The following is an 11,493-nucleotide window of genomic DNA, read 5'->3' on the forward strand; positions in this document are numbered from 1 at the left end:
GCGGCGCGCCGGGGCCGCCTCAGGGCTCGCGCGTCGAGCCGACGGGCTGGCGCTTGCCGTCGGCGTCTATGACGATGCCGTTGGCGGCGGGATGCAGCGTTCTGCGCAGCGCGACGGAGACGACGGCGCCGATCAGCGGACCGGCGCAGGCGAGCGCGATCGCCCAGCGCGCGTTCGCGGCCTCCACGATCACGCCCGCGAGCGCGGCGCCGGCCGCCGCGCCGGCGACGTTGGAGGTCATCATCCACGTCGTCGCCTCGGTCGTCGTGCCGGGCGGCGCGACGTAGTCGATCAGCAGGTAGGCGGCCGCGGCCGACGGCGCCAGCGCGAGGCCGGCGATCACCGCCATCGCCGCCATCAGCGGGATCGAGTCGGCGATCAGCAGCGGCAGCGTGGTGAGCGCGAGCACGACGTGCAGCACGATGAAGCGCGCGACGACGCCGCTGGACCACTGGCGCGCGCCGTACCAGACGCCGCCGAGCACGCTGCCGACCGCCATCACCGACAGCAGCACCCCGGCGAGTTCAGCCTTCTCGCCGTGTTCGACCGCGAAGGCCGGCATCGCCACCTCCAGCGCGCCGAAGGAGATCCCGGTCGGCACGATCGCCAGCATCATCGTTCGCATCCCCGGCGAGCCGAGCGCGCCGGCGCGGGTCCGCTCGTGCGCTTCGCCGCTTCTCCACGTGCGCGCCAGCGGCGCCGTCGCGAACCACAGCGTCCCGATCAGCGACAGCGCGACCGCGACGATCAGCGCGACGCTCGTCGAGCTGACGGCGATCAGCACGGTCGTGATCACCGGGCCGACGATGAAGAACGCCTCCGCCACGATCCCTTCGAACGTGTACGCCGTGTTGCGCGCGTCGCCGTCGTGCTCGAACACCTGCGCCCACACCGAGCGCATGCAGGCGCCCAGCGGCGGCAGCGCCGCGCCCCCGACGAAGGCGAAGAAGCACAGCACCCACGTCGCCGCCTGCTCACGCGCGCACGCGACGACGGCGACGACCGCGAGCGCGTTGACGAGCGTCGAGGGGATCAGCACGGCCGGCTGGCCGAAGCGGTCGACCAGCCGGCCCTGGATCGGCGCCAGCAGGCCGGCGCCGATCGCCCACGCCGCGCTCGCCGCGCCGGCCTGCGCGAAGGAGCCGGTCTCCGCCCGCACCAGCAGCACGATCGCGAGCGAGAAGATGCCGATCGGGATCCGCCCGATCAGCAGCGAGAAGATCAGGCGTGCAGTCCCCGGGGGCTGCAGCAGGACCCGATAGGCGCCGAGCATCAGGGGGAGGGGTCGCCGTCAGCTCTGGCAAGCAGCACGTCGGCGTGCGGCGCCAGCGCCGCGATCACGAACGCGAGGTGCTCGTCGAAGTCGACGCCGAGCTGTTCGGCGCCGCGACGCAGCTGGGCACGGTCGACCGCCGCCGCGAAGCTCGCCGTCTTCATCTTCTTCTTGACCGACTTCGGCGTCATGCCCTCGAGCCCCTGAGGTCGCACGTACGCGCACGCCACGACGAACCCGCTCAGCTCGTCGACGGCGTAGAGCGCCCGTTCCATCTCCGAGTCGCGCGACAGCCCCATCTCATCCGCGTGCGACCCGATCGCACGGATGATCTCATCCGCGACGCCGATTCGCTCCAGCTCCCGCATCGCGACGCGCGGGTGGCCGTCTTCCAGCGACGGGTACCGCTCGTAGTCCAGATCGTGAAGCAGGCCGGTGATGCCCCAGATTTCTTCGTCCGCGCCGAAATGGCGCGCATACGCTCGCATCGCGTACTCGACGGCGAGCATGTGCCGGCGCAGGGAATCCGATTCCGTCCACTCGCAAAGGAGGGTCCAGGCCCCGTCGCGCGAAATCCCCCCTGGCATGGCTGTTACCCTAGCTCAGCGCTCCGGGCTCGACCCCATCTCCGTGACCGATCTGCGGGCTCGGCGCCATCCCCCTCTTATGGAGAAGTTCGTCATACAAGGCGGCGTGCCGCTTTCCGGTACGTTCACGCCCGCAGGCAACAAGAACGGCGCCTTGCCGATCCTGGCGGCGACCCTGCTGACCGACGACGAGGTCGTCCTCAGCAACGTCCCGCGCATCAGCGACGTGCAAGCGCAGATCGAGCTGATCGCCGACCTCGGAGCGAGGGCGGAGTGGATCGGCGACAACGAGGTCGCGATCCGCGCCGAAGGCGTCGCCAGAACCGACCTCGACCGCAGACTGTCGGAGCGGATCCGCGCCTCCTTCCTGCTCGCCGGCCCGCTGCTGGCGCGCTACGGCCGCGCCCACATGCCGCCGCCCGGCGGCGACGTGATCGGCCGCCGCCGGCTCGACCCGCACCTCGACGCCTTCAAGGCGCTCGGCGCGACGATCGAGCACGACCGCGACATCCTGCTGACGGCGCCGCGCGGCCTCACGGCCTGCGACTTCCTGATGGACGAGCCGTCCGTCATGGCGACCGAGAACGCGCTGATGGCCGCCGCGCTGACGCCCGGTTCGACCGTGATCCGCAACGCCGCCTCCGAGCCGCACGTGCAGGACCTCGCGCGCATGCTCGTGAAGATGGGTGCGCAGATCGACGGGATCGGCTCCAACGTGATGACGGTCCACGGCGTCGACAGGCTCGGCGGCTGCGAGCACCGCATCGGCCCCGACCACATCGAGATCGGCTCCTTCATGGCGCTCGCCGGCGTGACCGGCGGCGAGCTGCTGATCAAGGACACCTATCCCGAGGATCTGCGGATGGTGCGGCTGATCTTCGCCCGCCTCGGGCTGGAGACGGAGCTGCGCGGCAACGACCTGTTCGTGCCCGGCGGCCAGAAGCTCGTCATCACCAACGACGCCGGCGGCTACCAGCCGAAGGTGGAGGACGGCCCGTGGCCGGCCTTCCCCGCCGATCTCACCTCGATCGCGCTCGCGATGGCGACCCAGTCGGAAGGCTCGGTCATCATCCACGAGAAGATGTTCGAGAACCGGCTCTTCTTCACCGACAAGCTGCAGCTGCTGGGCGCCGCGATCACGATCTGCGACCCCCACCGCGCACTCGTCGTCGGTCCTCGTCGCCTGCGCGGCGAGCGGGTCGAGTCGCCGGACATCCGCGCCGGCATGGCGATGCTGATCGCCGCGCTCTGCGCCGAGGGCACGACCGAGATCGGCAACATCCGCCAGATCGACCGCGGCTACGAGCGGATCGACGAGCGCCTGCGCGCGCTCGGCGCCCGCATCGAGCGGGTCGAAGACGGCGACCGCGCCCACGCCCACTGAGGCCGGTCACGTGATCCATCCGATCCCCAGCGGCACGCGCGACGTGCTGCCCGACGAGATGCGGGAGCTGCGTGCGATCCTCGGCGCGGCGTACGGCGTCTTCGAGCGCGCCGGCTACGGCGAGGTCTCCACGCCCGCGCTCGAGTACGAGGACACGCTCGCGATCGGCGGGGTCGGCGGCACGCTGCCGGTCTACCGCCTCTTCGACGAGCAGGGCAGGGTCCTGACGCTGCGCTCGGACATGACGGTGCCGATCGCGCGGCTGGTCGCCTCGCGCTTCTCCGGCGCCGAGCTGCCGCTGCGGCTCTGCTACTTCGCGCACGCCTACCGCGGCATCAAGCCGCAGCGCGGCCAGTCGCGCGAGTTCCTGCAGGCGGGGATCGAGCTGATCGGCGCGCCCGCGCCCGACGGCACGGCTGAAGCACTCACGCTGCTGTGCGAGACGCTCGACGCGATCGGTTTGACGAGCTACCGGATCGGCCTCGGCGACGTCGCGCTCTACCAGGCGCTGCTCGACAGCCACGGGATCGCCGGCCAGTCGCGCGAGCGGATCCTGCACGAGCTGGTGACGCGCGACTTCGTCGGGCTCGAACGCGAGGTCGACACGCTGCGGCTCGCCGACGCGAACGCCGTCGAGCAGCTGAAGCGGATCCCGCAGCTGCGCGGCGGCCCGGAGGTGCTCGACCGCCTCGACGGCGTCGCCCACGAGGCGGCCGAGGGGCTGCGCGCGATCCACGAGCGGCTCGACGCCGCCGTCGCCGAGCGCGTCATCTTCGACCTCGGCCTGGTGCGCGACCTCGGCTACTACACCGGCGCGATCTTCCAGGTCTACGACCCGCGGCTCGGCGCCCCGCTCGGCGGCGGCGGCCGCTACGACGACCTGCTCGGCCGCTTCGGCCGGCCGCTGCCCGCCGTCGGCTGGGCGCTGACCGTCGACCGGCTGCACATCGCGCTCGCCGGGGAGGAGCGCAGATGAGCGACCGCCTCACGATCGCGGTCCCGCGCGGCGCGCTGATGCGCGAGGCGCTCGACCTGCTCGACACGCTCGGGATCGACACGAGCGAGGTCCGCTCCAACGACCGCAAGCTGCTGTTCGAGGACGTCGGCATCATCACGATGCGGCCCTCGGACGTGCCGACCTATGTCGAGGCCGGCGCCGCCGACGTCGGCATCACCGGCAAGGACGTGCTGATGGAGCAGCCCGAGCGCGAGGTCTACGAGCTGCTCGACCTCGGCTTCGGCCGCTGCCTGATGGTGCTCGCCTCGGTCGCCGGCGACGACGCCGGCGCGGAGGCGCTGCGGCGCCTCGGCGTGATGCGCGTCGCGACCAAGTACCGCCGGATCGCCTCCCAGCACTTCGAGCGGACCGGCCGCCAGGTCGAGCTCGTCGAGGTCAAGGGCTCGGTCGAGCTGGCGCCGCTGACCGGGATGGTCGACGCGATCGTCGACCTGACCGCGACGGGCACGACGCTGCGCGAGAACGGCCTCGTGATCCGCGAGGAGATCGCGGTGACGACGGCGCGCCTGATCGCCAACCCGGTCGCGCACAAGCTGAAGGCCGCCGCGATCGACGCGATGGTGGAGAAGCTGCGTGCGGCTTGAGCGCCGCGCGCTGACCGATGCCGCCGCGGCCCCCGCGCTCGCGGCCGAGCTGCGCGCCCTGGCGCCGGGCGGCGCCTCCGTCGCAGAGCCGGTCGCCGCGATCCTCGCCGACGTGCGCGAGCGCGGCGACGCCGCCGTCGTCGAGCTGATCCGCAGATTCGACACCGGCGGCGCCGAGCCCAAGCCGCTGCGCGTGCCACAGGAGGAGCTGGACGCGGCGCTGGCCGCGCTCGATCCCGACGTACGCGCCGGCCTCGAGGTCGCGGCGCAGAACATCGGCGTCGTCGCCGCGATCGGCCTCGACGAGGAGCGCGAGGTGACGCTCGGCCACGGCCAGACGATCAAGCTGCGCGAGATCCCCGTGCGGCGGGCCGCCGTCTACGTCCCCGGTGGCCGCGCGCCCTACCCGAGCACCGTTCTGATGGGCGTCGTGACGGCCGTGACCGCGGGCGTCGAGCAGGTCGTGCTGTGCGCGCCGCCCGGCCCCGACGGCGATCTGCACCCGGCGATCCTCGCGGCTGCCGCGCTCGCCGGCGCCGACGAGGTCTACCGCATGGGTGGGGCGCAGGCGATCGCCGCGCTCGCCCACGGGACCGACACCGTCGCGCCGGTCGACGTGATCGTCGGCCCCGGCAGCCTGTGGGTGCAGGAGGCCAAGCGCCAGGTGCAGGGCGCCGGGCTGGTCGGGATCGACGGCTTCGCCGGCCCGAGCGACGTGCTGGTGCTGTTCGACCGCGACGCCGACCTGCGCGCGGTCGCGCTCGACCTGCGCGCGCAGGCCGAGCACGGCGGAGACAGCCTCGTCATCGCTGTGTCCCCGGACGGCGACGCGATCGAGGCTTTGTCAGAGGGACTCTCAGTCGTCCCCGAGCCAGGCATCGGCGCGCTCGTGCAGACGGCCGACCTCGCCGACGCGCTCGCGCTCGCGAACGCCTTCGCGCCCGAGCATCTGGAGCTGATCGGCGAGCGCGCGGAGACGCTGGCGCCCGAGATCCGCAACGCCGGCTGCCTGTTCGTCGGGCGCAACGGCGCGACCGCCTTCGGCGACTACGTCGCCGGCTCCAACCACACGCTGCCGACCGACGGGGCGGCCCGCTTCGCCTCCGGCCTCTCCACACGCCACTTCCGTCGCCGCATGACGGAGGTGCGGATCCCCGACGCCGCCGCCGCGACGCTCGCGCCGGCCGGCGCCGCGATCGCACGCGCGGAGGGCTTCGAGCTGCACGCACAGTCCATGGAAGCGCGTATCCGGGAGAATCCTGCGTCATGAGCGAGCGCACCGCGACGATCGAACGCAAGACGGGCGAGACCGACATCCGCCTGACGCTGGGCCTCGACGGCACCGGCGCCGGCGAGCGCAGCACCGGCGTCGGCTTCTTCGACCACATGCTCGACCTGCTCGCGCGCCACGGCCGGCTCGACCTCGCCGTCGCCGCCACCGGCGACCTCGACACCGGCGGGCACCACACCGTCGAGGACGTCGGCATCTGCCTCGGGCAGGCGCTCGACCGCGCGCTCGGCGATCGCAGAGGGATCTACCGCTACGGCTCCGCGACCGTCCCGATGGACGAGGCGCGCGCGTCGGTCGCGATCGACATCTCCGGCCGCGCCTACGTCGCGTGGGAGGCGTCGCTGCCGCCCGGCGCGATCGGCAACTACGACCACGAGCTGACCGAGGAGTTCTTCCGCGCCGTCGCCGGCAACGCCAGAATGGCGCTGCACCTCACGGTCGAGGCGGGCGCGAACATCCACCACATCATCGAGGCGCTCTTCAAGGCGTTCGCGCGCGCGCTGCGCGCCGCCGTCGCGATCGACCCGACCGAGACGGGCGTGCCGAGCACGAAGGGAACGCTGACAGCGTGAGCGCCGCGCCCACCATCGCCATCCTCGACTACGGGATGGGCAACCGCCGCTCTGTCGAGAAGGCGTTCGCGCACGTCGGCGCGACACCGCTGGTGACGCGCGACCACGAGGCGATCCGCGCGGCAGACGGCGTCGTCGTGCCGGGCGTCGGCGCCTTCCCGCGCGCGATGCGCAACCTGCGCGAGCTGGGGCTCGACGCGGTCGTGCGCGAGCGCGCCGCCGCGGGCGTGCCGGTGCTGGGGATCTGCCTCGGGATGCAGCTGCTGTTCGAGCGCTCGGTCGAGGTCGAGCCTGCGACCGGCCTCGGCCTGCTCGCCGGCGAGGTGACGCCGCTGGACGCGAAGGGCGAGCGGGTCCCGCACATCGGCTGGAACGTCGTTCGCTTCGAGCGCGCCACGCGCCTCAACGCAGCACTTCCGGAGGCGGTCGCCTTCTACCACGTGCACTCGTTCGTGGTGCGCCCGACCGACCCCTCCGACGCGCTCGGCACCGCCGTCTACGGCGAGCGCTTCGTCAGCGCGGTCGCGCGCGACAACGTCTTCGGCGTGCAGTTCCACCCCGAGAAGTCCTCGCGCTTCGGGCTCAGGCTGCTGGCCAGCTTCAGCGCCGCGTGCGGCGGCTCGGACGGCGCCCTCCCCGACCCCGAACGATCCCAGGCGACGGCATGATCCTCTATCCCGCAATCGACATCCGCGGCGGCAGCGCCGTGCGCCTCAGACAGGGCGACTTCGCCGACGAGACCGTCTACGACGGCGATCCGCTCAGCGCCGCGCGCGCGTGGGTCGAGGGCGGCGCCAGATGGCTGCACGTCGTCGACCTCGACGGCGCCCGCGACGGCAGACCGGCCAACCTCGAGCACCTGCGGCGGATCGCCGGCGAGCTGGGCGTGCCGGTCGAGTTCGGCGGCGGGCTGCGCTCGCGCGCCTCCGTCGACGCGGCGATCTCCGCCGGCGCCGAGCGCGTGATCCTCGGCACGGCCGCCTTCACCGACGTCGACTTCCTCGACGACGTCGTCGCCGCCTACGGCGAGCGCGTCGTCGTCTCCGTCGACGTGCGCGGCGGCAAGGTCGCCAGCTCCGGCTGGAAGGAGCAGACCGAGATGGAGGCGTCGGCCGTGATCGACCACCTCCAGCGGCGCGGCGTCAAGAAGCTCGTCTACTCGAACATCGAGCGCGACGGGATGCTGACCGGGCCCGACCTCGACGAGGTCAAGCGCGTCGCCGAGGCCGTCAGAGGCAGCTTCATATATTCCGGCGGGATCGGCACGCTCGACCACCTCGCCGCGCTCGCGAGCCTGCGCCAGGTCAACCTCAACGGCGTGATCGTCGGCAAGGCGCTGTACGAGCGCAAGTTCACGATCGCCGAGGCGCTCGCCGCGCTCAAGCCGGTCGCGAAGGCGTAGGGGCGTGCACGCCAAGCGCGTCATCCCCTGCCTCGACGTCGACAACGGCCGCGTCGTCAAGGGCACGGCCTTCGTCGACATCAGAGATGCCGGCGACCCGATCGAGCTGGCGGAGCGCTACGACGCCGCCGGCGCCGACGAGCTGGTCTTCCTCGACATCACGGCGACCTCCTCGCAGCGCGACACCGTCGTCGAGCTGGCGCGCCGCACTGCTGACAACGTCTTCATCCCGTTCACGATCGGCGGCGGGATCCGCTCGGTCGAGGATGCGCAGGCGGTGCTCGACGCCGGCGCCGACAAGGTCGCGGTCAACTCGGCCGCGGTCAAGCGGCCGGAGCTGATCGACGAGCTGGCGGAGCAGTTCGGCGCGCAGTGCGTCGTGCTCGCGATCGACGCCAAGCAGCGCGAGGGCTCCGATCCGCCGTCGTGGGAGGTCTTCGTCGCCGGTGGGCGCACGCCGACCGGCCGCGACGCGGTCGCGTGGGCGCGCGAGGGCGCCGAGCGCGGCGCCGGCGAGATCCTGCTGACGTCGATGGACAGAGACGGCAGCAACGTCGGCTACGACCTGCCGCTGACGAGCGCCGTCGCGGCTGCCGTCGGCGTGCCGGTGATCGCCTCCGGCGGCGCGGGCACGCTCGACCACCTGACCGAGGCGCTCGACGCCGGCGCCGACGCCGTGCTGTGCGCGTCGATCCTGCACTACGGCAGATTCACGGTCCCGCAGATCAAGCAGCACCTGGCGGAGGCCGGCGTGCCGATCCGCGCCGTCGACTGACGCTCAGTCGCCGCTGCTTCCGCGCGCCGCTCTTCTGGCGGCGCGTCTCGCTCTTCTGACGGCTCTTCTGGCCGTTCTTCTCGCTCTTCTGACAGCTCTTCTCGCTGTTCTTCTCGCGCTCGCTCTGCGCGCGGTTCTTCTCGCCGCGGCTCTCCTGGCCGCCGCTCTGCGCGCTCTGACGCGGTCGAGCCGGACCGCTTCGACGGCCGCGGCCTGCGCCCGTCTCCACGCTCTCGGTCTGCGCGTCGGCAGCATCTCGAAGATGTTGTTGTATCCGACGAGGTAGAGCGCGCGGCGGTCGGCGACGACCGGCGTGTAGGAGCCTTCAGGGAATCTGAAGATCTGCTTGCCGGTGCGCGCGTTGAGCCCGTGCGTGTCGTAGGCGCCGAGGTTGGAGAAGTAGACGACGTTGCCGATGATCGTCGGCGAGCCGGAGATGCGGTTGCCGCTGGGGAAGCGCCAGCGGACGTCGCCCGAGCGGGCGTCGAAGGCGTAGAAGTTGCCGTCGTAGGAGCCGGCGTAGACGGTCGGGCCGAGCCCGTCGACGTTCGCGACGGCCGGCGCGGCGTAGACGTAGCCGCCGGTGCCGGTCGCCCACGCGAGCGTGCCGTCCTTCGCGGAGAAGGAGTAGACGCGGCTGTCCGTGTTGCCGATGTAGACGCGCCCGAAGGCGACCGCCGGCGTCGAGTAGAACTGGCCGGAGCCGAAGCCGAAGCGGGTGCCGCTGGTGCCGACCTCCCAGACGCGCTTGCCGTCGCGCGCCCGCACCGCGTGGACCTTGCCGCCGTAGTCGCCGAAGTAGAGGTTGCCGTCGGCGTAGGCCGGCGCGCCCTTGACGGCGCCGGAGGCCTGATAGGTCCAGCGCGTGCGACCGCTTCTGGCGTCGAGCGCGAAGACGGTCCCGTTCTCGCTGCCGAAGAAGAGCATGCCGTTGCGCAGCAGCGGCGAGGACTCGGCGCGGCTGGGCAGATCGCGCGACCACAGCGGCTTGCCGTCGGTCTCGCGGAAGGCGGCGACTCTGCCGGCGTCGGCGTTGTCGAACCGCTCCAGCGCCACGACGTAGACGTTGCCGTCGCCGATCGCGGGGGAGGCGGCGGCCAGCCTGCCGACATGCTGACGCCACTGGATCGCGCCGCTGACCTTGTTGAGCGAGCGCAGCCAGCCGTCATCGTCGAAGACATAGAGGTTCGCGCCTCTGATCACCGGCGGGAACTCGATCAGCACGTCGCCGCGATAGGTCCAGCCGCGCTTGAACGGCGGTCTGAGGTAGTCGGGAGCGGTCGTCCAATCGCGCGTGCGCGCGTCGGAGAGGCCGTAGGTCGGCCACGAGAAGGTGTCGACCGGTCTCGCTCTCGGTCTCGGCGGCGGTGGGGGCTGCGGCTGCGTCTCCGTCTCGGTCGTGGCGGTGAACGCGACGTCGGGGTTGGAGACGTCGCCCGGCTCCCGCAGCAGCAGGAAGGCGGCGGCACCGCCCGCCACGAGGACGAGAGCGACGGCCGCGAGGGCGACGAGCAGACCGCGCCGGCGGCGTGGCTTGGGGCTCGGCATCGGCCGCGCATGGTAGTACAGCGCTGTGACGATCACTCCTGACGAGGTCCCCGCGCGGTTGCGCGCGCTGCCCGCCGCGGCGCCGCTGCTGGCGGCGCTGGATGGCGCCGAGGACGTGCGCGTCGTCGGCGGCGCGGTGCGCGACCTGCTGCTCGGCGGCGCGCCGCTCGACCTCGACCTCGTCACCGACGGCGACGCCGAGGCGGTCGCGGGGCGGATCGTGGCGGCTCTGGGCGCGGACGCCGAGGTCGCCGGCCATGAGCGCTTCGGGACGGTCGTCGTGCGCGGCGGCGGCCACGCCTACGACGTCGTGCGGGCGCGCGCCGAGCGCTACGCCCATCCGGGCGCGCTGCCGGAGGTGCGGCCGGGCAGCTTCGCGGAGGATCTCGCGCGGCGCGACTTCACCGTCAACGCGATCGCGACGACGCTGGACGGGCGGTTGGAGTCAGTCCCGTTCGCGCTCGACGACCTCGTCGCCGGGCGGATGCGGATCCTCCACGACGCCAGCTTCGAGGACGACCCGACGCGGCTGCTGCGGCTCGTCCGCTATGCGACGCGGCTGCGCTTCGCGACCGAGCCGCGCACGGGCGAGCTGTCGCGCGCCGCGATCGACGGCGGGGCGCTGGCGACGATCAGCGGTGCGCGCGTGGGCGCGGAGCTGCGGCGCACGCTGCGAGAACCGACCGCGGGGGACGCGCTGGCCGAGATCGCGACTTGGGGCGGCGGCGACGCGCTCGTTCCCGGGCTGAGCTTCGACGCCGCGCTGGCGGCGCGGGCGCGCGCGCTGCTGGCGCCCGACGGCCGCGTCGACCTGCTGCTGCTGGCCGTCGCCGCGCTGCGCGTCGGCAGACCGCTCGCGGGCTGGCTGGCGGCGCTCGACTTCCCGGCGCGCGATCGCGACGTCGTCTTGGCGGCAGCCGGCATCGCGTCGCACCTGGGGGAGCGGCTGGCGGCGCTCGGCGGGCCTCGCGGCGGCGCGGGCGCGGGCACGGGCGGAGCGGGCGGGCGCGCCTCGGCGATCGTCGAGGCGCTGCGCGGCGCCAGCCCCGAGCTGGCGGC

General features: G+C 72.8%; 11 protein-coding genes and 1 pseudogene. 9 read left to right on the forward strand and 3 right to left on the reverse strand.

Translation table 11 applies throughout. From position 1 onward, the window contains the following. Nucleotides 1-19: 19 nt before the first annotated feature. Together R7226_RS20460 and R7226_RS20465 are read right to left on the reverse strand one after the other, a co-directional pair. On the reverse strand, nt 20-1,273 hold the full coding sequence (locus R7226_RS20460; RefSeq protein ID WP_318599165.1) for an MFS transporter: 1,254 nt from the start codon (nt 1,271-1,273) through the stop codon (nt 20-22). After that, nucleotides 1,273-1,860, reverse strand: coding sequence for an HDIG domain-containing metalloprotein (locus R7226_RS20465; RefSeq protein WP_318599166.1), 588 nt, complete (start codon nt 1,858-1,860; stop codon nt 1,273-1,275). The genes R7226_RS20460 and R7226_RS20465 overlap by 1 nt, the downstream gene beginning before the upstream one ends. A 79-nt stretch (nt 1,861-1,939) precedes the next feature. Between R7226_RS20465 and murA the strand changes: the two genes are divergently transcribed. The 8 genes from murA to hisF are packed head-to-tail and all read left to right on the forward strand — an operon-like array spanning nt 1,940 to nt 8,886. Then, entirely contained in the window at nt 1,940-3,244 is a 1,305-nt protein-coding gene (murA, locus tag R7226_RS20470; protein WP_318599167.1) for a UDP-N-acetylglucosamine 1-carboxyvinyltransferase, read from the forward strand. Between the two features lie 10 nt (nt 3,245-3,254). Continuing rightward, a complete protein-coding gene (gene hisZ / locus R7226_RS20475) occupies nt 3,255-4,220 on the forward strand; it encodes an ATP phosphoribosyltransferase regulatory subunit (RefSeq protein WP_318599168.1) in 966 nt (321 codons plus the stop codon). Further along, nucleotides 4,217-4,846 (forward strand): ATP phosphoribosyltransferase, encoded by a 630-nt coding sequence (gene hisG, locus R7226_RS20480; RefSeq protein WP_318599169.1) that lies wholly within the window; start codon nt 4,217-4,219, stop codon nt 4,844-4,846. The genes hisZ and hisG overlap by 4 nt, the downstream gene beginning before the upstream one ends. Then, complete coding sequence (gene hisD / locus R7226_RS20485) at nt 4,836-6,116, forward strand: histidinol dehydrogenase (protein WP_318599170.1); 1,281 nt, start codon at nt 4,836-4,838, stop codon at nt 6,114-6,116. Before hisG ends, hisD begins: the two co-directional genes overlap by 11 nt. Further along, nucleotides 6,113-6,709: an imidazoleglycerol-phosphate dehydratase HisB gene (gene hisB / locus R7226_RS20490; RefSeq protein ID WP_318599171.1), complete on the forward strand. Its 597-nt coding sequence runs from the start codon at nt 6,113-6,115 to the stop codon at nt 6,707-6,709. The genes hisD and hisB overlap by 4 nt, the downstream gene beginning before the upstream one ends. After that, nucleotides 6,706-7,377: an imidazole glycerol phosphate synthase subunit HisH gene (gene hisH / locus R7226_RS20495; RefSeq protein WP_318599172.1), complete on the forward strand. Its 672-nt coding sequence runs from the start codon at nt 6,706-6,708 to the stop codon at nt 7,375-7,377. The genes hisB and hisH overlap by 4 nt, the downstream gene beginning before the upstream one ends. Beyond that, nucleotides 7,374-8,111, forward strand: a complete 738-nt coding sequence (gene hisA / locus R7226_RS20500; RefSeq protein WP_318599173.1) for a 1-(5-phosphoribosyl)-5-[(5-phosphoribosylamino)methylideneamino]imidazole-4-carboxamide isomerase — start codon at nt 7,374-7,376, stop codon at nt 8,109-8,111. Before hisH ends, hisA begins: the two co-directional genes overlap by 4 nt. Before the next feature lie 4 nt (nt 8,112-8,115). Continuing rightward, a complete protein-coding gene (gene hisF / locus R7226_RS20505; protein WP_318599174.1) occupies nt 8,116-8,886 on the forward strand; it encodes an imidazole glycerol phosphate synthase subunit HisF in 771 nt (256 codons plus the stop codon). A 3-nt stretch (nt 8,887-8,889) separates the two neighbouring features. On the opposite strand, the gene R7226_RS20510 is transcribed toward hisF, so the two are convergent. After that, on the reverse strand, nt 8,890-10,434 hold the full coding sequence (locus tag R7226_RS20510; RefSeq protein ID WP_318599175.1) for an outer membrane protein assembly factor BamB family protein: 1,545 nt from the start codon (nt 10,432-10,434) through the stop codon (nt 8,890-8,892). Nucleotides 10,435-10,459: 25 nt separating this feature from the next. On the opposite strand from R7226_RS20510, the pseudogene R7226_RS20515 reads away from it, so the two are divergent. Further along, nucleotides 10,460-11,493: pseudogene (locus R7226_RS20515) on the forward strand (hypothetical protein); the annotation flags it as partial.

The sequence above is a fragment of the Conexibacter stalactiti genome (assembly GCF_033542075.1).
GTDB classification, from domain to species: domain Bacteria; phylum Actinomycetota; class Thermoleophilia; order Solirubrobacterales; family Solirubrobacteraceae; genus Conexibacter; species Conexibacter stalactiti.